Annotated in this window: 22 protein-coding genes and 10 tRNA genes; 18 read left to right on the top strand and 14 right to left on the bottom strand. The window is 40.1% G+C overall.

The window, feature by feature from the left end:
• Positions 1-134: 134 nt before the first annotated feature.
• Positions 135-596 carry a GNAT family N-acetyltransferase gene (locus CWB62_RS00125; RefSeq protein WP_058403550.1) on the bottom strand — a complete coding sequence of 154 codons (462 nt, stop codon included), beginning with the start codon at positions 594-596 and terminating at the stop codon, positions 135-137.
• 262 nt (positions 597-858) lie between these two features.
• On the opposite strand from CWB62_RS00125, the gene cysZ reads away from it, so the two are divergent.
• Positions 859-1569, top strand: a complete 711-nt coding sequence (gene cysZ / locus CWB62_RS00130; RefSeq protein WP_171034627.1) for a sulfate transporter CysZ — start codon at positions 859-861, stop codon at positions 1567-1569.
• Between the two features lie 74 nt (positions 1570-1643).
• Here the strand turns inward: cysZ and rlmM are convergent, their stop codons facing one another.
• From rlmM to hemA, 12 genes are all read right to left on the bottom strand, one after another.
• Positions 1644-2729 carry a 23S rRNA (cytidine(2498)-2'-O)-methyltransferase RlmM gene (gene rlmM / locus CWB62_RS00135; RefSeq protein WP_138530454.1) on the bottom strand — a complete coding sequence of 362 codons (1086 nt, stop codon included), beginning with the start codon at positions 2727-2729 and terminating at the stop codon, positions 1644-1646.
• A gap of 17 nt (positions 2730-2746) precedes the next feature.
• A complete protein-coding gene (locus tag CWB62_RS00140; RefSeq protein WP_171034626.1) occupies positions 2747-3115 on the bottom strand; it encodes a DUF423 domain-containing protein in 369 nt (122 codons plus the stop codon).
• Positions 3115-3747: an alpha/beta family hydrolase gene (locus CWB62_RS00145; protein ID WP_138530452.1), complete on the bottom strand. Its 633-nt coding sequence runs from the start codon at positions 3745-3747 to the stop codon at positions 3115-3117. Before CWB62_RS00145 ends, CWB62_RS00140 begins: the two co-directional genes overlap by 1 nt.
• 2 nt (positions 3748-3749) lie before the next feature.
• Complete coding sequence (locus tag CWB62_RS00150; protein WP_058403359.1) at positions 3750-4646, bottom strand: transcriptional regulator GcvA; 897 nt, start codon at positions 4644-4646, stop codon at positions 3750-3752.
• Between the two features lie 118 nt (positions 4647-4764).
• On the bottom strand, positions 4765-5619 hold the full coding sequence (gene kdsA, locus CWB62_RS00155) for a 3-deoxy-8-phosphooctulonate synthase (RefSeq protein ID WP_006794509.1): 855 nt from the start codon (positions 5617-5619) through the stop codon (positions 4765-4767).
• Between the two features lie 9 nt (positions 5620-5628).
• A complete protein-coding gene (locus CWB62_RS00160; RefSeq protein WP_058428627.1) occupies positions 5629-6882 on the bottom strand; it encodes a DUF819 family protein in 1254 nt (417 codons plus the stop codon).
• 14 nt (positions 6883-6896) lie between these two features.
• Positions 6897-7724, bottom strand: coding sequence for a tetratricopeptide repeat protein (locus CWB62_RS00165; protein ID WP_058403360.1), 828 nt, complete (start codon positions 7722-7724; stop codon positions 6897-6899).
• A gap of 145 nt (positions 7725-7869) precedes the next feature.
• On the bottom strand, positions 7870-8244 hold the full coding sequence (locus CWB62_RS00170; RefSeq protein ID WP_058403361.1) for a SirB2 family protein: 375 nt from the start codon (positions 8242-8244) through the stop codon (positions 7870-7872).
• A gap of 26 nt (positions 8245-8270) precedes the next feature.
• Positions 8271-9812, bottom strand: a complete 1542-nt coding sequence (locus CWB62_RS00175; protein WP_171034625.1) for a response regulator — start codon at positions 9810-9812, stop codon at positions 8271-8273.
• A 57-nt stretch (positions 9813-9869) separates the two neighbouring features.
• Complete coding sequence (prmC, locus tag CWB62_RS00180; RefSeq protein WP_138530450.1) at positions 9870-10709, bottom strand: peptide chain release factor N(5)-glutamine methyltransferase; 840 nt, start codon at positions 10707-10709, stop codon at positions 9870-9872.
• A gap of 2 nt (positions 10710-10711) precedes the next feature.
• Complete coding sequence (prfA, locus tag CWB62_RS00185) at positions 10712-11797, bottom strand: peptide chain release factor 1 (RefSeq protein WP_058403363.1); 1086 nt, start codon at positions 11795-11797, stop codon at positions 10712-10714.
• A 7-nt stretch (positions 11798-11804) separates the two neighbouring features.
• Positions 11805-13061, bottom strand: coding sequence for a glutamyl-tRNA reductase (gene hemA / locus CWB62_RS00190; protein ID WP_171034624.1), 1257 nt, complete (start codon positions 13059-13061; stop codon positions 11805-11807).
• Positions 13062-13144: 83 nt separating this feature from the next.
• Here hemA and lolB point away from each other — a divergent pair, with 83 nt between their 5' ends.
• From lolB to CWB62_RS00270, 16 genes are all read left to right on the top strand, one after another.
• The gene (gene lolB, locus CWB62_RS00195) at positions 13145-13732 is read left to right on the top strand and encodes a lipoprotein insertase outer membrane protein LolB (protein WP_138530449.1); all 588 of its coding nucleotides are present in this window, start codon (positions 13145-13147) and stop codon (positions 13730-13732) included.
• Between the two features lie 2 nt (positions 13733-13734).
• A complete protein-coding gene (gene ispE / locus CWB62_RS00200; RefSeq protein ID WP_138530447.1) occupies positions 13735-14592 on the top strand; it encodes a 4-(cytidine 5'-diphospho)-2-C-methyl-D-erythritol kinase in 858 nt (285 codons plus the stop codon).
• An 88-nt stretch (positions 14593-14680) separates the two neighbouring features.
• Positions 14681-15628, top strand: a complete 948-nt coding sequence (locus CWB62_RS00205) for a ribose-phosphate pyrophosphokinase (protein ID WP_058403366.1) — start codon at positions 14681-14683, stop codon at positions 15626-15628.
• A gap of 150 nt (positions 15629-15778) precedes the next feature.
• Positions 15779-16396, top strand: coding sequence for a 50S ribosomal protein L25/general stress protein Ctc (locus CWB62_RS00210; RefSeq protein WP_058552648.1), 618 nt, complete (start codon positions 15779-15781; stop codon positions 16394-16396).
• Between the two features lie 18 nt (positions 16397-16414).
• On the top strand, positions 16415-16999 hold the full coding sequence (gene pth / locus CWB62_RS00215) for an aminoacyl-tRNA hydrolase (protein WP_082653579.1): 585 nt from the start codon (positions 16415-16417) through the stop codon (positions 16997-16999).
• Between the two features lie 54 nt (positions 17000-17053).
• Positions 17054-18145, top strand: coding sequence for a redox-regulated ATPase YchF (gene ychF / locus CWB62_RS00220; protein WP_058403368.1), 1092 nt, complete (start codon positions 17054-17056; stop codon positions 18143-18145).
• Between the two features lie 320 nt (positions 18146-18465).
• A tRNA-Met gene (locus tag CWB62_RS00225) sits at positions 18466-18542 on the top strand.
• A gap of 127 nt (positions 18543-18669) precedes the next feature.
• A tRNA-Leu gene (locus tag CWB62_RS00230) sits at positions 18670-18754 on the top strand.
• Positions 18755-18794: 40 nt separating this feature from the next.
• A tRNA-Gln gene (locus tag CWB62_RS00235) sits at positions 18795-18869 on the top strand.
• Positions 18870-18874: 5 nt separating this feature from the next.
• Positions 18875-18951 (top strand) — tRNA-Met (locus tag CWB62_RS00240).
• A 91-nt stretch (positions 18952-19042) separates the two neighbouring features.
• A tRNA-Leu gene (locus CWB62_RS00245) sits at positions 19043-19127 on the top strand.
• Between the two features lie 40 nt (positions 19128-19167).
• Positions 19168-19242: transfer RNA gene (locus tag CWB62_RS00250), tRNA-Gln, on the top strand.
• 66 nt (positions 19243-19308) lie between these two features.
• Positions 19309-19393, top strand: a tRNA-Leu gene (locus tag CWB62_RS00255).
• A gap of 40 nt (positions 19394-19433) precedes the next feature.
• Positions 19434-19508: transfer RNA gene (locus tag CWB62_RS00260), tRNA-Gln, on the top strand.
• 66 nt (positions 19509-19574) lie between these two features.
• Positions 19575-19659, top strand: a tRNA-Leu gene (locus CWB62_RS00265).
• 39 nt (positions 19660-19698) lie between these two features.
• A tRNA-Gln gene (locus CWB62_RS00270) sits at positions 19699-19773 on the top strand.
• Positions 19774-19917: 144 nt separating this feature from the next.
• Here the strand turns inward: CWB62_RS00270 and CWB62_RS00275 are convergent.
• Complete coding sequence (locus CWB62_RS00275) at positions 19918-21099, bottom strand: FAD-dependent monooxygenase (protein ID WP_138528901.1); 1182 nt, start codon at positions 21097-21099, stop codon at positions 19918-19920.
• A gap of 244 nt (positions 21100-21343) precedes the next feature.
• Here CWB62_RS00275 and miaB point away from each other — a divergent pair, with 244 nt between their 5' ends.
• The gene (gene miaB / locus CWB62_RS00280) at positions 21344-22792 is read left to right on the top strand and encodes a tRNA (N6-isopentenyl adenosine(37)-C2)-methylthiotransferase MiaB (protein ID WP_138528589.1); all 1449 of its coding nucleotides are present in this window, start codon (positions 21344-21346) and stop codon (positions 22790-22792) included.
• The last annotated feature ends 46 nt before the right edge of the window (positions 22793-22838 follow it).

Raw genomic sequence — 22838 nt, forward strand, 5'->3', positions numbered from 1 at the left:
ATAAAATAATTCGCTTAAGTAACGTAAAGTATAGTTGTAAATAATCGACTTTTACTGTTAATTAATGTTTTTTATACAATAATAAACAGCACAGCGTTAGCCTATAAAAACATAGGCGTTCAGAAATCTGCTTGTTATTGGCTTAAGCCAAGCTCCATAAACACACTTTGCGGGTTATCTTGATAAGAGCCAAAACAACCACAACACTTAAACCCTAAATTTTCATATAATTTAATCGATTCAATTTGTTTAGGGCCGGTTTCTAACCTAATTAATGGGATCTCTTCTTCACCTGCGTAATGCAAAAGAATTTGCATTATTCTACGAGATAGCCCTTTTCCACGGTAACTTGGGTTTACATAGAGGCGCCTTATTTCTGCGTAAGATGGCTCCCCTGATTGCATCACAATTGCCCCACAAGCAACAATCCCATCATCGTTTTTTAAACCAATTGCATAAACATTAGGTTTATCAAGCTCACCTAACGTGAGAGATTGTGCGGTCGCTACTGGGTACAAAGAATTTATAAGTCGGTCGATATCAGCAAAAACATTAATCACATCCTGGTCATTCGGTTTTAAATCAACTAACTGCATTGAGTATCTCAAATTTATATTAATTATATGTTGTGAAACTATACCGAATTGTAACAAATGAACAACCTCTGCGTGTTGTTTTAACACAATTACAGGTTTAAATAACTCAGACTCAGTGCTTTCAAATTAAGAACTGATAAAAATACGTATACCTGGCTTTAAACACTTTGTTACGCAAAATAGCTGTTCAAAACTATTAAGCTATTTATACTAACTTGAGTTGTAAACATTGATTGAGGTTGTTGTGCAGATCATACAAGGTATGGAATATTTTTTTTCAGGGTTTAAATTAATAAGCCAAAAAGGTTTAAAGCGCTTTGTGCTCATTCCGCTTTTAATTAATATTTTATTATTTGGTAGTTCGCTCTTTTTTTTATTTGGCTGGCTTAGTGAAAGCTTTAGCTACATCAATAATATGCTCCCTGATTGGCTGAGTTGGTTAGAGTGGCTAATGTGGCCGATTGCGGTATTGGTCGTACTATTTAGCTATAGTCTGGTATTTACAGTAATAACAAACTTTATTGCCGCTCCATTTAATGCACTTTTAAGCGAAAAAGTAGAGTTATACTTAACTGGTCAAAAAATTAATGATGACGGCTTTGCCGAGTTAGTTAAAGATGTACCTCGCATGCTTGCCCGCGAATGGACCAAGCTATGCTATTACTTACCGCGAGCTATTGGCTTTTTTATACTGTTATGGATTTTACCGGTAATAGGTCAAATATTATGGGTTTTATTTACGTGTTGGATGTACGCGGTGCAATATGAAGATTACGCGTTTGATAATCATAAAATTAGCTTTAATGAGATGAAAAACGACTTAAAGTCTAAGCAAGGTCTTTCATACGGGTTTGGTTTTGCTGTTATGCTGTTAACAGCCATTCCAGTTGTTAACCTAATTGTTATGCCTGTCGCGGTATGCGGTGCTACGCGTTTGTGGGTAGATAATTACCGCCCTAAGTACCGAAGCTAACTCTTAAATGAAGTTATTGCCTTAGTAACTGTGTGTATATAAAAATGGGCCTAGTGGCCCACTTTTATCGTTAATCAACTGTATAAGCTTTGAGGGACTTTAGTCACATTTAAATGTACCGTGATCTCTTCTCTATCATGGTATAAATGCTTAGCTTGTAATTCGTAGCTAATACCGTACTTAGCGAGCTCTTCTCTTATCATTGCTAAACATTCATACACACTGTCAAAGCGCTTTTTCATTGGTAACTTAAGATTAAAAATAAGCTCTTTTGCATAGGCATTAACAGCCCAATCAATCATTAGGCTTGTTACTTTGGTTGGCTTTTCTACCATGTCACATACAAGCCAAGTAATGTTTCTTTTCTCTGGGCGGTATTTAAAGCCATCTTCTCTAAAGTGCTTAACTTGGCCTGTTTCCATTAAGTCATCATTCATTGGGCCATTATCTATTGCATTAACAAACATCCCTCTGCGCACTAGCTGATATGTCCAACCACCTGGGCATGCACCTAAGTCTACACATCGCATACCTGCAGCAACGCGTGTTTCTCTTTGTTGCTCAGGTATAAACACGTTAAACGCTTCATCAAGCTTAAGTGTAGAGCGGCTAGGCCCGTCACTTGGCATGCGCAAACGTAAAATACCCATAAAATTGGCTGAATTGTTATAGCTGTATGAATAGCCAACATAAGCGGTATTATTTGCCAAAAATAACACATGCATAACAGGCCGGTTCGCTTTTGGCTCACGCAACACGGTGTTTTGTTTCTCTAGTGCTTTTTTAAGCGGTGTCGATATTTTTTTACAAAAGGTAAGTAGTTCTTTTCCTTCGTTTGTATCGGGTGTCTCTACTCGCAGTTCAGAGCATAACGGAAAATCCTTAGCTGCTTGCACAACAGCACCTACACGGTCTTCCAATGGCATATTTTCTAACAATGTGCCAGCAAACCATTGGCGAGCAAACACCATGTTTTTAAAATCTATTTTTTTGATTATTTCGTCACTATGCTGGGCTTCAAAACATTCATATATAACGTAACCTGTATTTGGTTTTGCTTTTACATACCCTGCAAACCCCTGCTCCGCAGCATGAAATGTTATTTCAGCAGCTGCATCGTTTTCAAACCCACTGCGACAATAAATCACAACACTAGACATAATAACCCTTAAACTTTTTAAAACTTAAATCGTGCAACTTGCACTAAAATGATAATCCAACCAACAATAAAGCACATTCCACCAAGAGGCGTAATTGGCCCTAGCCATTTCATTCCTGTCAATGCTAATAAATATAAGCTGCCACTAAACAGCAACGTCCCTATTATAAAAAAGTGACCAGCCCAATTTAGGTTAATACCCCACTTTATGAGTAAAGCCACTGAAATTAATGCTAAACCATGCACCATTTGATACTCAGCAGCAGTTTTAAACACACCTATCGAATATTCTGATAGACGGTTTTTTAGTCCGTGAGCGGCAAAAGCCCCCAACATAACCGAAAGCATACAAAATAAGCTTCCCGTCATTAAAAATAGTTTTGTCATTATTTATCCAATAATTTTTTTATAAACTGTACTGTGCTTGAAGCTGCTATTTGGCGGTTTTCTAATTCAGTAATTCCACTTTTTTTACGCGGTTTTAATGAGTGATCACCGTCAGTTAGCCATACAAAATTTGGCTGCTTTGGCATAGACAGGGTTTTTAGCTCTTCACGAGTACCAAATGTATCTCGCTCACCTTGTAATACTAAAAAAGGACAATTAACATCAGCAAAGTGCTCTGTGCGCAGCTTTTCTGGTTTACCAGGTGGGTGAAATGGGTAACCAAACGCAATAACCCCTTTAACAGGCTGATTTGTTGTGCATACGAGCATAGATGCCATTCGCCCGCCCATTGATTTACCGCCAATAAACAATGGTAATTTAGACTGAGCATGCGTTAATACTTGCTCGTAGTAAGCAAGTAACTTGGGTGCACGCTCCGGCGGGCGTCGCTTATTAGTTTGTTTGGCAATTTGCATATATTCAAAATCAAATAAACCAACATCAACACCTTGATCACTGATCAGTGCAGCCACGTGCTGCATAAAATCAGAATCACTTCCAGCACCAGCACCATGAGCAAAAATAAACTGTGCAATTGCGGGTTGGCTTTGACTTTTAAACCATTCAATCATGATTAATACTCTTGCTCTTGTTCAACCAAACTTAGCATCCATTCTTTAAATGACACTATTTTCCCCAGTTCAATTTGTGACTCACGAAGCACCAAATAGTAAGCGTTTTTACTTTCTAGACTATGGCTAAATGGAATAACTAATCGTCCTGCATCAATATCTGGTTTAGCTAACACACTATTCCCAATTGCAACGCCTTGGCCATGAACAGCGGCTTGCAGCACCATAGAAGAGTGGCTAAATATAGGCCCCTGATTTACTTGTACATTACGTACACCTGCAGTTTTCATCCACGTTTTCCAATTTTTACGTGTAGTGTCATGTAATAAGGTGTGCTGTGCTAAATCACTGGGTTGATCAAGCGGTTTAGGGCCACTCAATAACATAGGGCTACACAATGGCACTAAATACTCTGTATGTAGCTTATAAGCTTGCACCCCATTCCAGTGGCCACGCCCGTAGTAAATAGCAATATCAACATCATCGCTTAACGAATTTTCGTCTTGGTCTTGTGCTTTTATTCTTACGTCAATTTCAGGGTGTAATTCATTAAATAAACTTAAACGAGGCACTAACCATTGAATAGCAAAACTAGGGGTTAAACTTACCGTTAATGAGCCTTTAGCCCCTCGCGCAAGTAACTTTTCTGTGGCATCAATCAATTGCGTAAAAATTTCTTTAATATCTAAAAAATAACCTTGGCCTTCTTCCGTTAATAATAACGAGCGATTTTTTCGTAAAAATAGCTTTAAACCTAAATGTTCTTCTAGTGTTTTTATTTGATGACTAACAGCTGCTTGCGTTACATAAAGCTCTTCTGCGGCTTTAGTAAAGCTTAAATGCCGCGCTGCAGCTTCAAATGCTTTGAGTGCGTTTAATGGGGGGACTCGTCTTGACATAATAACCAAGCTTTGAATTAGTTTTTCTTATGCATGAATTATATACCCATGACGAGAAAGAGTATATTTAAGGTGTAAAAAAAGCGACTAATGTCGCTTTTTATTATGCGGTCACTTTTTATAAGTCGCTAGCGCTGGTATCTAACGGCGCAAAACTCTTGACCAAATCATCTACCGCCTTCATTTGTGATAGGTAGCCTTCTAATTTACTTAGGGCTAATGCACATGGTCCATCACACTTTGCTTCATTAGGGTTTGGATGTGCTTCTATAAATAAACCAGCGATCCCCAAAGCCATTCCACTTCTGGCTAACTCTGCCGCTTGAGCTCGACGCCCATCCGCTGAGTCTGCGCGACCACCTGGGCGTTGCAGCGCATGCGTCGCATCAAAAATCACTGGTGCCATTGCTTTCATGTCATCCATACCTAACATATCAACAACCAAGTTATTATAACCAAAGCTAGAGCCACGCTCACAAAGTGCAATATTATTATTACCAGCCTCATTAAATTTAGTAATGATATGGCGCATTTCATGTGGTGCTAAAAACTGCGGCTTTTTAACATTAATAATGGCACCTGTTTTTGCCATAGCAACAACTAAGTCTGTTTGACGAGCTAAAAAAGCAGGCAACTGAATAACATCAACCACTTCAGCAACCGGCGCCGCTTGATGCGGTTCATGAACATCGGTGATAAGAGGAATATTAAAGGTGTTTTTAATTTCTTCAAATATTTTTAACCCTTCTTCCATTCCCGGACCACGGTACGAGTTGATTGAAGAACGATTAGCTTTATCAAATGATGCTTTAAACACATATGGTATGTTTAGTTTAGTCGTCACTTCTACATAATGCTCTGCAATGCGCATGGCTAAGTCGCGCGATTCTAAAACGTTCATACCACCAAATAAAACAAACGGTTTGTTGTTTGCTAATTCAATATCATTAATTTTGATAATTTGATCTTTCATTTTAATTCCTTAAGGTGCAACTGCTTGCAACATTAATCCACAAATATAAGCCATGTATGTACCCACTCCGTAACCTAATACAGCCAGTAAAACACCGACAGGCGCAAGTGAAGGATGAAATGCTGACGCAACAACAGGCGCAGACGCAGCCCCTCCCACATTAGCTTGTGAGCCTACTGCCATATAAAAAAGCGGTGCTTTAATTAATTTTGCAACAAGCAACATTAAACCAGCATGTACTAGCATCCAAATAGCGCCAACTAAAAACAAGCCCGGGTTATCAAAAATAGCGGTTACATTCATATGTAAGCCAATTGAGGCCACTAAAATGTATAAAAAGCTTGAGGCGACTTTAGATGCACCAAATGCTTCAATCTGTCTTACTTTAGTAAAAGACAAACTAATACCAATGGTCGTTGAAATGACTATTAACCAGAAAAACTTACTGGTTAAACTGTACTCTTTTGCCCACGCATAATTATTAGCGAAAAACGGCCCTAAAAAGTCTGCGCAAAAATGGGCTAAACCAGTAATACCAAATGCAATAGCAAGCAATGTCATGTAGTCATTCAGTGTTGGCATGCGCGCATGCTCTGCATGGTATTTTTCAACACGCTGCTTTAAATCTTCAATGGCGCTGGTGTCTGCTCCCGTAGCAGCATCAATTTTCTTGTGGTTAGCTGCCATTAGTAACAAAACTGCCATCCAAATATTAGCCACTATTACATCAACGGTGACCATTACTGAAAAAATATCACCACCAACCTCAAACATTTCTTTCATTGAGGCTTGGTTTGCCCCACCGCCAATCCAGCTTCCAGCTACGGTTGTCATACCGCGCCATACGGCATCTGGCCCATGCCCACCTACAATTGTGGGGTCTACCGCGCTCACAACTAAAATTGCGAGGGGTCCGCCGATAACAATACCGAGCGTTCCGACTAAAAACATAATAAGCGCTTTAGGCCCTAAGTTTAAAATTGCTTTTAAATCAATGCTAATAGTTAACAGTATTAAGCAGGCCGGTAATAAATAACGCGAAGCCACGTAATACACATTCGATTTATTGCCATCAACAATACCAAACGTATTAAGCAAAGAAGGTAAAAAGTAGCAAAGTAATAAAGCCGGTACATATTTATAGAACGTTTTTAATGCTGGGCGCTCGCTGTTTGAGGTTTTAAATATAAACCCCAAAATAACGGCGAGTAAACCAAGCACAACTGCATCATTAGTGATTAATGCGCTTTGTGTTTCAACCATGGTATTCCCTAATATTAATGGTGAGTTTTATTATTATCTTCTAATTCTTCAATTTGGTGCTGGATGATTTCTATTGCTGGATCATCTGGGCATTCATCTACAAAAAATTGTAGGTCATCTCGGGCCATTTTAGGGCAATCGAGCTGATTTAATAAATATCCTCTGTCACGTCTTTCGTAAGGGTCGTCGCCAATTAATTCCATTAACATTTCAACGCATGTTAATGCATGGCCAAATTTGTTCTCGCTGATGAATGACCACTTTTGTTGTGCTAAGAAAAGCTTATAAACTTCATCGTCAAAAATAAGTTCCAATGGCTCTTGTTCTTGCCCGTCTGCTTCATCAGCATTTTCAGGAATAATATACCAGCTTTGTTGGCCGCTACTTGGCTCAACCAAATAGCCTTCTTCATCGCTCATAGCAATATGTACACCTATATCGCCTTGATTTAGGCTCATACTGGCGTCTAGCTTAGCCTGCTGTAAAAAATGACAAAGTAAAATTGCCAGAGTGGTTGGCGAGCCGCTACGCATAGTTAAAGTGTAACTTAAGCTATTTAGTTTATGCTCAGGTACTTTTAAACTCGAAGCGCTAAATAGCCATGCACTGTAAAAAGTGTCTAGTAACTTATCTAAGCGTTCATGAGAGTCGGGTACAGCAATACATAATGCATTAATTTGTTTTTCAAAATCAGCAAGAACATCTAAAGCGGCTGTTAAGTCTAGTTGAGGATCCCATTTCGATTCAGCCTTAATGCAGCGATAAATTGCCGCAGGGGTAAAGTCATCGTAAGCATCATCAATATAAGAGTCATCGTGTTCATCAAACCCAAAAGTGGTCATCAATACTGCAACATTTCTAGAAAACGAACGCGTAGTTTACCTAATTCTACCAATATATTCCAATAACGAAATCTACTTGATGAAATCAATGGAGGAGGATATTCGAGCCTCAGAGATACTGAAGCTCGGTAAATTTATTTTAGGTTTAAAGTAACAATGCTGACTTAGCTGTTGCCAAGTAACCAATAGCTAAAATAACAAACGTATTTACAGTAAGGTACGATATTTTAGCCAAAAAGTTAGTTTGTTTTGCACTAATAACACCGATGGCAATATACGCGATAACCAATATAATTTTTTCTAGTAGCCAAAATTGCTCAAATGGATTAATTTTACCCATGAACATCAGTGTAAATGCAGAAATCAAAAGTAGCGTATCTATACCGTGACTGCCAATAAATACTATTTTGTTCCGAGCTAGCTTACCACTTCCAATTCTCGAAAAAGATCGAATATAAAATAAAACGACACTCAGTACGGCTATCGCCATGTGTGAGTGTTTTACTGCTAAATAATCCATATGCCTCTATTCTTCTAGTTATAAAGTTAATCGGGGTAACGTTTAATAATTGTTTCAAGTTCATTGAGGTTTTCGTTAAAAACGTCAACTAATTTTGGCTCAAAGTGCGAGCCTTTTTGCGAGTTTATTTCTTCTACTACGCGTTCAAGTGTCCATGAGTCTTTGTAACAACGCTTATGCCTTAATGCGTCGTACACATCAGCCAATGCTACAATACGACCAAATATGTTAATTCGGCTTCCCTGTAAGCCTTGAGGGTAGCCTGTGCCATCCCACTTTTCATGATGTTCTTTGGCTATGGTAGCCCCTGCACTCACAATTTCGTGAGCAGACCCTTTTAAAATCCCGTACCCTTTGTCTGTGTGAGTTTTCATTACTTCCCATTCGGGGGCATCAAGCTTTGCAGGTTTATTTAAAACCGAATCGGGTATACCTACTTTACCTACATCATGCAAGGGCGCAGCCAATCTAATTAAGTCGGCTTGTTGTTTTGATAACCCATAGCCAATAGCAAGTGCGTGGCAAATATGTGCAACACGTTTTACATGATTACCTGTTTCAGTAGAGCGTTGCTCAACCGCCTCACTTAATCTGTAAACAAGTTCTTGCTGGGTGGCTTCTATTTCGCATTGTAGCTGAACATTTTCAAACGCTAATTGCACATTTTGGGCAAAAATTTCAACTAAGTTTCGTTGTGTATCTGTCAAAGCATTTGGAATGCCAGTAATGAACAACATCGAACTATGGTTATATTCACTGCTGCAATAAGCAAATAAATAATTGTCTTTGTAGATAATAGTCTGATTAGCTAAAGCTTCTTGGCATGCACTTAGTTGTTCTGCGTGAAGAACCTCTTCTAAGTTCTTACCTTCGCTTTTTTCAAATTCACCGGTACCTGAGCAAATAATCATTTTATTATTTTGAGATGCCGGGTTTTGTGCCACAAGCGTTGTGGCATACATAGCTTGATCTGAAATGCCCAGTAAAGATGTAAGTTGCTGCATTACACCTTCAATAAAATGCTCAATTGAATGCGCAGAAAATATATTACGCGAAGCGGTTATTATTTTTTCAAGACCAATTCGCGACTGCTCTATTGAAATAATGTCGCGGTAAGAACGAAGGCTTGACATAATCACAGTAAATAGCTTTTGTGCTGTCAACTCGGTTTTCGATTTGTAATCGTTAATATCATAATTAACAATAACTTGGCGTTCTGGTGCCTGGCCAGGTTGGCCGGTACGTAAAATAATACGAATGTGGTTATTTTTTGCGGTTTCACGAATATATTTTACAACTTGTAAACCTGCATCGTCCGTTTCCATGACAACATCAAGTAGTACGATTGCAGCATCCTTGTGCTCATCGATTAGTTTTTTAGCTTCTACGCCTGAATAGGCACTTATAAATTCTAGACGTTTATTTTGAAACTCAAAATCACTCAATGCTAATTTTGTAACTGCATGAACTTCAGGTTCGTCATCAACGATTAATACTTTCCAGGTGCCCAAATCGGTATTGTCTACTGGTACTTCTGGCTCATCTGAAAATAAAAAGTCACCCATCATAATTAGAAATTCCTACATGACACATTTAACACACGGATGCAGTAATAATTAAACTTATTATGGCCACTGTGCGAGCGTTACACGGTCATTTTCACCAAGATCTTTTATCGTTTTAACATTAACAAAGGCCATCGTTTCAAAAAAATCACGTACAGCAAAACCTTGGTCATAACCGTGCTCTATTAGAAGATAGCCACTAGATAGCAAATAGTCACGTGATTGTGTAATTATTTGTTTAATATCAGACATTCCTGAATCTTCAGCAACTAAGGCAGATAAAGGTTCAAATCGCACATCGCCTTGAGCCAAATGTTCGTCACTACTTTCTATATACGGTGGGTTGGTAACTATAAGATCAAAATATTCATTACTAAGTGAGCTAAACCAATTGCTTTGTTTAACACGCACATTACTAATTTCTAAACGCTGTTGATTACGAGTTGCAAGCGCTACAGCATCACTTACTCTATCTACCGCTGTAATATCCCAAAGAGGCATTTCACTGCCCAATGCCAATGCAATGGCGCCCGTTCCCGTGCCTAAGTCTAGTACTTTGGCCTGCTCTGGGATCCCTAGTTCAAGCGCTACTTCAACTAAGGTTTCTGTGTCTGGGCGCGGAATTAACGTTGTTGCATTCACTTCTAAGGTTAAACTCCAAAACTCACGTTGCCCTGTAATATGCGCGACAGGCTCGCCGTTCAATCGCCTAGCGCAAAGAGTGTCAAAGGTGTGTTGTTGCTGTTCACTAAGCAACCTTTCTGGCCAAGTAAAAAGGTAACTACGAGGTTTATCAAGAACATGAAGAAGTAATACTTGTGCGTCTAATTTTGCACTATCGCTGCTTTGCACTAATAATTTAGTGCCAGCAGCGGCAGCTTGCTCAAGGGTTTGCGTCACGATTACTCATCGCCCATTGCAGCAAGTAAATCAGCTTGATGCTCTTGCATTAACGGATCGACAATCGCACCTAAATCGCCAGCAACAACTTCATTTAAGCGGTATAACGTTAAATTAATACGATGATCGGTAATACGACCTTGCGGGTAATTGTAAGTACGAATACGCTCAGAACGATCACCACTACCTACTAAATTACGGCGTTCAGACGCCTCAGCAGCATGACGCTTTTCATCTTCTGCTTGCTGTAATCGTGCAGCAAGGACTGACATCGCTTTTGCACGGTTTTTGTGCTGAGAGCGCTCATCCTGACACTCAACAACCACACCTGTAGGTAAATGCGTAATACGAATTGCAGAGTCGGTTTTGTTTACGTGCTGCCCACCCGCACCAGATGCTCTAAAAGTATCTACTTTTATATCGGCGGTGTTAATTTCAATTGCTTCAGCTTCTGGGATTTCTGCCATTACTGCCACGGTACAGGCCGAGGTATGAACACGACCTTGCGACTCAGTTTCTGGTACACGTTGAACACGATGAACACCAGACTCAAATTTAAGTTTACCGTAAACACCTTCACCACTAATGTTAGCAATGACTTCTTTGTAACCACCATGTTCACCTTCATTAGTGGTTACAACTTCTAATTTCCACTTTTGTGTTTCGGCAAAACGGCTATACATTCTAAATAAATCACCAGCAAAAATAGCGGCCTCATCGCCACCTGTGCCCGCACGCACCTCTAAAAATACATTGTTATTATCTTTAGGATCTTTAGGTAGCATCAACACTTGGATTTCATCTTCAAGTGTTAGTATTTGTGCTTTTGCCTCTTTGTACTCTTCTTGCGCCATTTCACGCATATCTGGGTCTGAATCTTTTAACATTTCTTCAGCACTGGCTAGGTCATCTTTTGTTTGTTGATATGCTAAAAAAGTTTTAACAATTTCTTCAAGCTCAGAATATTCTTTTGAAAGACCACGAAAGCGATTTTGATCGCTAATAACCGATGGGTCGCTCAAAAGTGCTTGTACTTCTTCGTAGCGTTCTACTAGCGTTTCTAATTTATTATAAACAGACTCTTTCATTTAACTGTTATTCCTGGTCAATACCTAACATTTTTTTCAACTGATTTAATTGAGCAACTTCACCTTTTTTAGCCGCATCTTGGATTGCACGTGTAGGCGCGTGCATTAAGCGGTTGGTTAATTTGTTGGCCAATTCTAAAATTACTTTTTCTGCATCTTTACCATTAGAAAGCTGGCTAACCGCTCTTTCTACTAATTCAGACTTAATTGTTTGAACATCATTTCGATAGTGGCGGATTAGCCCCACTGAATCGAGTGAGCGCATCCACATGCAAAACTCTTTGGTGCGCTCAGTAATAATTATTTGTGCTTGCTGTGCAGCTTGTTCTCGTGCTGCCATATTTTCACTTACAATCGTTTGTAAATCATCAACCGAGTAAAGATACGCTGCATCTAAATCCCCCACTTGGCTTTCAATGTCGCGCGGTACCGCAATATCAATAAACAGCATAGGCTTATTCCTTCGCTGTTTAAGCGCCTGTTCAACAACACCTTTACCAATAATGGGTAAGGTGCTAGCCGTTGAACTTATTATAATATCGGCGTTATGCAAACGCTCTGGCAACTGCGCGAGTGCAATAACGTCTGCAGATACTTCATCGGCTAAATTGCGGGCTCGTTCAATGGTTCTGTTTGCTACGGTAATATTTTGGGGCTCGTTTTGATACAAATGCTTAGCCACAAGCTCTATTGTTTCGCCTGCACCTATTAATAGTACATTCGTTTTATCTAGTTTACCGTAAATGTGTTTGGCTAAGTTTACCGCCGCAAATGCAACCGATACCGCACTGGCGCCTATATTAGTTTCAGTTCGGACTTCTTTAGCAACCGAAAATGTTTTTTGAAACAAACGATCAAACGTAACACCCACTGCATCATGAGTTTTTGCACTATTATAGGCTTGCTTAATTTGTCCTAAAATCTGCGGCTCACCTAACACAAGTGAATCTAAGCCACAGGCTACACGCATTAAGTGATTAATTGCTTGATTGCCCTCGTGGCAATAAATGTTCTTACTCAGTTCTTGTTCATCTAAACCGTGGAAACTGGCAAGCCATGCTAACAGTGTTTGGGAATTTTGCTGAGCAAGGCTACAATAGATTTCTGTTCGGTTACAAGTCGACACAATCACAGCTTCATTAAAGTCGGCATGCCCACTTAATTGCTGTAGCGCCTCTGAAATTTGCTCAGGCGAAAAAGCCACTTTTTCACGTAGTTCTACGGAAGCGGTTTTGTGATTTATACCTAGTGCTATTATGGTCATATTTGCCAAATATTGCTGAGCCCTACTTTAAAGGCGGCAATTTTACCAAAAATCATCGGAATATGGAAAGTAAGGAACAACATTTGATTCGACATTATGTAATTTTAATCATAACATTTTTGTTTTTAGGCGGTTGCGCGCAACAATTATCAGATAAAACAGCTATTTATGATAATTGGAAGGGTCAACTTACCAATCAAAAAACTTGGCGTGTGCAAGGCAAACTTGCTTTTATCAGCCCCGATGAGCGTCAATCTGCAAACTTAAATTGGCAGCAACAAGAAAATAGCAATAATTTAGTGCTAACTTCGTTTATTGGCACACGTATTTTACAGCTTAAGCAATCACGCGATATTGCCGAACTTGAATTCGACGATAAAGTTTACGTCGATAGCAACGCATCAGCCCTACTAAAACGTTTAACGGGTTTTGCAGTACCTGTTAATAATGCAAGCGATTGGCTTAAAGGAACCATCGATTCACACACTTTACAGGTAGACGAGCTTGGCCGAGCCAAACAAGTACTATGGATTGATAACGAAGGGAAGCAATGGCAAATAAATTACGCTAATTATATACAAAGTGCAGGCTTTTGGTTACCCACAAAATTGACACTCAAGCACCAAAAAATAAGAATTAAAATTCAACTTTACGACTGGCGATTTAATTAATTATGAATAGCAACACGTCTTTTTCACTCATTGCACCTGCAAAACTCAATTTATTTTTACACATTAATGCACGCCGAGATGACGGATATCACGAATTAGAAACCTTATTTACCTTCTTAAACTTTGGCGATGAGCTCTCTTTTGAGTTGATAGATAAACCGTCAATTTCAATCGATGGTGATACTAAAGACATACCACTTGAAGATAATCTAATCTATAAAGCTGCTTTAATGTTGCAAACCCACTCTAAAACAAAGCACGGTGTAAAAATAAATTTAATAAAACGATTGCCAATGGGAGGTGGCGTTGGAGGTGGTTCGTCTGATGCGGCAACCACACTATTAGCGCTGAATAAATTGTGGAATATTAATTATGACATTAATGAACTTGCCCGTTTAGGATTACAGTTAGGGGCGGATATACCTGTTTTTATACGTGGTGAAAGCGCCATAGCGCATGGCATTGGAGAAGAACTACACCGTGTAGAGCTTGAACAGAAATGGTACTGTGTTGTGCACCCAAATCAGCATGTAAGTACCGCTGAAATATTTACCCATCCAGATTTAAAACGCGATACACCAAAAATTTTAGGAGATTGGAAAGAGCACGATTTACACAACGATTGTGAGCCTTTAGTTAAAAAGCTATGCCCCGAGGTTGAAAAAACCCTCCAGTGGTTGCTAAAATACGCCCCGTCGAAGATGACCGGAACAGGTTCATGTTGTTTTGTAGAGTTTGATACACAAACTCAAGCAAACGATGTGCTTGCAAACCTCCCCCATACTTGGCAGGGATTTGTTGCGTCAAGCGCTAATACTTCTCCTGCTCATACGGAGCTTACCGCCATATTCGATCAATGAAGTAACGTAAAAGTAATCATAAGTTAACTTGCAATGCTTTTTATCATTGCTTGTTAGTCCAAAATTTCAGTGCCTGAGGAACCCTACCGTGCCTGACATGAAGCTCTTCGCTGGTAACGCAACACCTGAGTTAGCTCAAAAAGTTGCAAAACGTTTATATATTGAATTAGGCGATGCTGTTGTTGGCCGTTTTAGCGACGGTGAGATCAGTGTTCAAATTAATGAAAATGTTCGTGGCTCGGATGTTTTTATCTTGCAATCAACCTGTGCCCCTACAAACGATAACCTTATGGAACTTATCGTTATGGTTGATGCTCTTCGTCGCGCATCTGCGGGTCGTATTACTGCCGTCATTCCTTATTTTGGTTATGCCCGCCAAGATCGTCGCGTACGTTCAGCTCGTGTACCAATCACTGCTAAAGTTGTTGCCGATTTCTTATCGAGCGTAGGTGTAGACCGAGTACTTACGGTTGATTTACACGCAGAGCAAATCCAAGGCTTCTTTGATGTACCAGTAGATAACGTATTTGGTAGCCCAGTATTACTTGAAGATATGAAAGAGCGTCATTTTGATGATGTTGTTATTGTTTCTCCGGATATTGGTGGTGTAGTGCGCGCACGTGCAATTGCAAAACTACTAAACGATACTGATTTAGCTATTATTGATAAACGCCGCCCACAAGCAAATGTTTCTCAAGTAATGCATATTATTGGTGATGTAGAAGGCCGTGACTGTATCATTGTCGATGACATGATTGATACTGGCGGTACTCTATGTAAAGCAGCAGAAGCACTTAAAGAACATGGTGCTAAACGCGTATTTGCTTATGCAACTCACCCTATTTTATCAGGTAAAGCAGCTGAGAATTTACGTGATTCTGTTATTGATGAAGTTATTGTAACCGACTCGATTCCATTATCTGATGAACTTAAAGCACTTGATAAAGTAAAAGTGCTAACGCTTGCTGATATGTTGGCAGAAACTATTCGCCGTATTAGCAACGAAGAATCTATTTCAGCGATGTTTGAACACTAAACACAGATATTTGCTGAAGACAAAAGCGCCTTTTGGCGCTTTTTTTGTATGCTATGTATATTTTACTGAATCACAGTGGTATGATAGCGCGCCTTTTGGCTAGGGACCTTGGTCGCAAAGGCCCTAAACTTTTAAATAATTGGAGACATCATGTCTAACACAACTTATACATATGACGCTGAACTTCGCGTAGAAACTGGTACTGGTGCGAGCCGCCGCCTACGTCGCGAAGACAAAGTTCCTGCAATCCTTTACGGAGCTGACAAAGAAGCTTTATCTCTTACTTTTGCTCATAAAGATATGATCAAAGCACAAGAAGACGAAGGTTTTTACACTCATATTCTTACACTTAACGTAGGCGGCGAGAAAGTTGAAGCTATCTTAAAAGATATTCAACGTCACCCATTCAAGCCTAAGCTTACTCACCTTGATTTCCAACGTGTAGACGCAACTCATAAATTAACAACTAAAGTTCCTCTTCACTTTATCGGTGAAGAAATTGTAACTAAAGCTGGCGCAACTGTTGTTCACCAGTTAACTGATGTTGAAATTTCTTGTCTTCCAAAAGCACTACCAGAATTCATCGAAGTAAATGTTTCTGACTTAGTAGCTGGTGATTCAATCCACATCTCTGATTTACAACTACCAGCAGGTGTTGCATCTGTTGAATTAGGTAAAGGCGAAGGCCATGACCTTTCAGTAGTTACAATCAAAGCAAACAAAGCAGCTCCAGCTGAAGACGAAGAAGCTTCAGACGCTGCAGAATAATATTTAAGGTCTCGCACCTTGAATTCTATTCAAATGCTTGTGGGCCTGGCTAATCCAGGCCCCGAATACGCAAATACACGCCACAATGCAGGTGCTTGGTTCATCGAGCAACTCGCAGCACGCTACAACTGTACGCTAAAACACGATCCTAAATATCACGGCTTAACTGGCAAAGTGATAATTCAAGGCCAAGAATTCAAATTATTGATCCCCACTACTTACATGAATTTAAGTGGTAAAGCGGTCAGTAGTTTAGCCAATTTTTTCAAAATCCCTGTTGAAAATATCTTAGTCGCACATGATGAGATGGATTTAGATCCCGGTGTCGCCAAATTAAAAAAAGGGGGTGGACACGGCGGTCATAATGGCCTAAAAGACATTATGGCAAAAATGGCAAATCAAAAAGATTTTATGCGTTTACGTGTTGGCATAGGTCATCCAGGACATCGTGAAATGGTTACCGGCTGGGTGCTTGGAAAAGCGCCGAAAGTTGACCAAGAAAAAATGGATGCAGCTGTAGATGAAGCAGTTCGTTGTATGGAAATACTTGCAAAAGACGGCGTGCTAAAAGCACAAAACAGACTTCATTCGTTTAAACCCTAGTAAACTTGAGTGCAAGTGCACAGTTTAAACGAATTCTAAACAAGGTATCTTACTATGGGTTTTAAATGTGGCATCGTTGGCTTGCCTAACGTTGGTAAATCAACGCTTTTCAATGCACTAACTAAAGCGGGTATTGAAGCCGCTAACTTTCCTTTTTGTACCATTGAGCCTAATACAGGTGTGGTACCTGTGCCAGATCCTCGCTTAGACGAGCTTGCTAAAATTGTAAATCCACAACGTATTCTTACTACTAGTATGGAATTTGTTGATATTGCTGGCCTTGTAAAAGGCGCATCAAAAGGTGAAGGTCTAGGTAACCAGTTCTTAGCAAACATTCGTGAAACGGATGCAATTGGCCATGTAGTTCGTTGTTTTGAAGACGAAAACGTAATACACGTAGCCGGTACAATTGACCCTGCTGACGATATTGACGTGATCAATACTGAGTTAGTACTTGCCGATATGGACAGCGCTGAAAAAGCCATGTTCCGTAATGCTAAAAAAGCGAAAGGCGGCGATAAAGACGCAAAAGAACAAAATGCAGCACTTGAAAAAGTAAAAGCACACCTTGATGAAGGCCTAACACTTAGATCGTTAGAATTAACTAAAGAAGAAAAAGCGGCTATTAGCTCTGTCAACTTCTTAACTATCAAGCCAACAATGTATATTGCAAACGTAGCAGAAGATGGTTTTGAGAATAACCCACTACTTGACCGCGTTCGCGCTATAGCTGAATCAGAGGGCGCTGTTGTAGTGCCTGTCTGTGCAGCAATCGAATCGGAGTTATCTGAGCTTGATGATGAAGACAAACTTGAATTTATGGCTGATCTTGGTTTAGAAGAACCAGGTCTCAACCTTGTTATTCGAGGCGGCTACGAGTTACTTAAACTACAAACTTACTTCACAGCAGGCGTAAAAGAAGTGCGTGCTTGGACAATTCCTGTAGGCGCAACTGCACCACAAGCAGCGGGTAAAATTCATACCGATTTTGAACGAGGGTTTATCCGTGCACAAACCATCGCATATGATGACTACATTAACTGTAAAGGTGAAAGTGGTGCAAAAGAAGCGGGGAAAATGCGCCAAGAAGGTAAAGAGTACATTGTTAAAGATGGCGATGTAATGAACTTCTTGTTTAACGTATAAGATTTTATTCCCTCTATTATGGGAAATAAATTTTAAAGGCTCGTTTTTACGAGCCTTTTTTTGTTTTTCAAACGTATATAAGCTGTAATCTATCAGGACAGTTTATAACGCAGGGTTAATTCTAAAAAGCCAAACCTCATACACTTAACTTATAATAGGTGTTAAAAAAACAGCATTTATATTAAAATTTAGCCTGTTAGCTTAATTTTCCTGCAAACAAACACAGTTAAGTGTTTTTTTGCAAAAAAGGTGTTGACGAATTTGGGTCATGTCAGCATAATACGCCCCGCACTCAGCGATGAAGTGCTAACAAAAAAGATGGCTAAGTAGCTCAGCTGGTTAGAGCACATCACTCATAATGATGGGGTCACAGGTTCAAATCCCGTCTTAGCCACCATTTATTTTTTGTTGCTCAATGAAGAGTTTAAAATAACTACCTTGTGTACGGTAGTTGCGGAATTAGCAGTTGTCTTGAATTAGACGCTGGATTTAGGTTCCAAAACAGTATTACCTGTACGCTCGATGCGGGAGTGGCGGAATTGGTAGACGCGCTGGATTTAGGTTCCAGTATCTTAGGATGTGAGAGTTCAAGTCTCTCCTTCCGCACCATTATTCTTGATAAGAATTAAAACTATCAATTGTTTATTGTTGGGATATCGCCAAGCGGTAAGGCACCAGGTTTTGATCCTGGCATTCCCAGGTTCAAATCCTGGTATCCCAGCCAACAATGGCTAAGTAGCTCAGCTGGTTAGAGCACATCACTCATAATGATGGGGTCACAGGTTCAAATCCCGTCTTAGCCACCATTTCTTCTCAGGAATGGCTCTGCAAGAGTTAAATTGCAACTCAATGAAGAGTTTAAAATAACTACCTTCTTTGATTATTCAAAGTGAAAATGCGGGAGTGGCGGAATTGGTAGACGCGCTGGATTTAGGTTCCAGTATCTTAGGATGTGAGAGTTCAAGTCTCTCCTTCCGCACCATGTTCTAGATTTGAACTAAACTAATCAGCTAATTCTTTGTTGGGATATCGCCAAGCGGTAAGGCACCAGGTTTTGATCCTGGCATTCCCAGGTTCAAATCCTGGTATCCCAGCCAACTTCTTCTACCGAAGAGCGTTGTTAAAGAATAACTCTGTTATGAGTATAAATATAAAAATTGTTTGCGGGAGTGGCGGAATTGGTAGACGCGCTGGATTTAGGTTCCAGTATCTTAGGATGTGAGAGTTCAAGTCTCTCCTTCCGCACCATGTTCTAGATTCGAACTAAACTAATCAGCTAATTCTTTGTTGGGATATCGCCAAGCGGTAAGGCACCAGGTTTTGATCCTGGCATTCCCAGGTTCAAATCCTGGTATCCCAGCCAACTTCTTCTACCAAAGAGCGTTGTTAAAGAATAACTCTGTTATGAGTATAAATATAAAAATTGTTTGCGGGAGTGGCGGAATTGGTAGACGCGCTGGATTTAGGTTCCAGTATCTTAGGATGTGAGAGTTCAAGTCTCTCCTTCCGCACCATGTTCTTAATTAGAACTAAAACTCATCCAAATTTAAAGTTGGGATATCGCCAAGCGGTAAGGCACCAGGTTTTGATCCTGGCATTCCCAGGTTCAAATCCTGGTATCCCAGCCAATTTTATAAAAGCTATCTCTATCCCCCCATCACTCACATAAACTTCATAAAAACATCAAGTAAAAATTAAAAACATATAAATTAGTCGCCTTATCACGTAAAAAAAAGACTCATAAAAGAGCCTTTATATTACTTTACTGTTTTCTAACCAATTTCACCGCTAATTGCATATTTTAATACCCAGTTTTTTACCACTCCAGTACTGTTAGCCATTTTCAAAAATTGGCTACGCGCCCATTTTAGCGGCGCTATTTGGTTTGAAAAACCAAAGTAACAAGCATCCATCATACTCATCATTAATAAGTTGGCCTTTCGACGGGTGCGTTCGTACTCTTGCAGCGTTAACGCGCAACCAACGTCGCTTGCATCGTTCAATGCAGTAGCTAAAGCGACTACGTCTTGGAAACCCAAATTAACGCCCTGACCGGCAAGTGGATTAATGGTATGCGCAGCATCACCAACTAATACTAAACGACCACTAGAATACGTATTTGCATGCTGGCGGGTAATTGGAAACACAGCATGACTTTGTACTTCAAAATCACCAGCAAGCTTTGGAAACTGTTCAATAATATTGGCTTTTAATGCGCTAGGCGATGGGTCTTTAAATGCCTTGAGGGTATTTGCATCGTCGTACCAAATTAAATTAGCATAAGGTGCTTGCATAGGTAGAAAAGCCAGTGGGCCTGATGGCGTAAACTGTTGCCATGTTTTAACCTGTTGAGGTGCATCCAATTTAATCAGTACTCCCATGCAGTGCTGCTGATACTGCCAACCAGTTACACCAATATTTGCTTTAGTTCGTAATTGCGATTGTCCACCGTCGGCTGCAATCACTAAGCTCGCGGTATAACGTTGCTCGCCATAGACCAAGGTAATTGAGTCAGCATTTTGCTCTATTTTACTCACAGCCTGTTTTTGCTCGATGACTTCAATATCGTACTGCTCAAACTGCACCCATAAACTAGCTTGTATTAAACTGTTTTCGATTAAGTGGCCCAAATGCGTGGTATTAATGTCGGCACAATCAAATAACAAGTTATCGTCGCCGCGCTCGAAAGCTTCTAACTGTTGGTATGGTGCAATCCGGCCTTTTCTTAAAATGGGCATGGCCCCTAACTCATCAAGTAAGTTTTCTGAAAAACGATTAATAGCCGACACTCTTATATCAACCTTGCTATTGCTCAAAATATGAGGCGGATCTATTAGGTGCTTTTCTATGATACGCACTGACTTTCCTTGTTGCGCTAACTTTATTGCCATTGCCGCACCAACCATGCCGCCGCCAACCACTATCACATTATTTTGAGTCATGTTTTTCATCATTTTATTAATACGTGAATATATTTTTATTGTACCGTAACTCGCCGCTTTAGTGCGAGAGTATATAACTATCAAGCCATTAAACTCGTCTGAGTTTGATTTGAGATCACAAACATGAAAACTATACTTGGATCTGGGCGGGTATCCAGCTAAAATACGCGTCCTTTAAGTGAGCAAGCTTGCTCCTTAATTCTGTTTCAAGCACATATTTGTGCCATTATCGAATTGAACACGAGGCTAAATTTCAATGAGCAAAAAGCTGCATATCAAAACCTGGGGTTGTCAGATGAATGAATACGACTCTCAGAAAATGGCTGAACTTTTAGATGCCACCAATGGCTACCAGCTAACTGAAGATGCAACAGATGCCGACGTAATCTTACTTAACACCTGTTCAATTCGTGAAAAAGCACAAGAAAAAGTATTTCACCAATTAGGCCGTTGGAAGTTGTTAAAAGACGACAAACCAGAGCTGATTATTGGTGTAGGCGGCTGTGTTGCCTCGCAAGAAGGTGACTCTATTCGCCAACGTGCACCATTTGTTGATGTTATTTTTGGCCCTCAAACACTGCATCGTTTACCTGAAATGATTAAGCAAGTGCAAGGTAATAAAGGCTCATCGGTTGTTGATATTTCATTTCCAGAAATTGAAAAGTTTGACCGCCTACCTGAGCCAAAAGCAGAAGGCCCAAGTGCATTTGTATCAATTATGGAAGGGTGTTCTAAATACTGTACTTTTTGTGTTGTACCTTACACCCGAGGCGAAGAAGTAAGCCGCCCCGTTGATGACGTACTCCTTGAAGTGGCACAACTTGCAGAGCAAGGCGTTCGCGAAGTAAACCTATTAGGCCAAAACGTAAACGCATACCGTGGTGATACTCACGATGGCGACATTTGCTACTTCTCAGATTTAATTCGTTTAATAGCAGCTATTGACGGGATTGACCGTATTCGTTACACCACCTCACACCCAGTAGAATTTACGCCAGACATCATCGACGTATACGCTGATGTGCCAGAGCTTGTCGATCACTTACACTTACCAGTGCAAAGTGGTTCAGACCGTATTTTAAACTTAATGAAACGTGGTCATACCGCGCTTGAATACAAATCAACAATTCGCAAGCTGCGCAAAATTCGCCCTAATTTAAGCATGTCGTCAGATTTCATTATCGGTTTCCCGGGTGAAAGTAAAGCTGACTTTGAAGCTACTATGAACCTTATAAACGATATTGGTTTTGATATGAGCTTTAGCTTTATTTACAGCGCACGCCCGGGTACGCCTGCGGCCGATTTACCAGACGATGTAACTGAGCAAGAGAAAAAAGAACGCTTATACCTGTTACAAAACCGTATTACACAAATGGCACAACAAATTAGCCGTCAAATGTTTGATACAGAACAGCGTATTTTGGTTGAAGGTCCATCTAAAAAGAACCCAATGGAATTACGCGGTCGAACCGAAAATAACCGTGTTGTTAACTTTGTGGGCCCACATACGGTGATCGGCCAGTTCGTTGATGTACGTATCACTGAAGCACTGCCTAACTCTTTACGTGGTGACTTAATTCGTACAGAATCAGAAATGAACTTACGACGTGATATCGCTCCTTCAGCTATTTTAACCAAAGCAGCAAGCAATGAGCCAAAACCAGAGACTGTTAACGAAATTGGCGTAGCTACTTTCGTTCCTTAGTCAATATACCCAGCGCCAGTAAATACTGGCGCCGTTCTATAGGAAG

Source organism: Pseudoalteromonas sp. S408, assembly GCF_005886645.1.
In the GTDB taxonomy this organism is placed as follows: domain Bacteria; phylum Pseudomonadota; class Gammaproteobacteria; order Enterobacterales; family Alteromonadaceae; genus Pseudoalteromonas.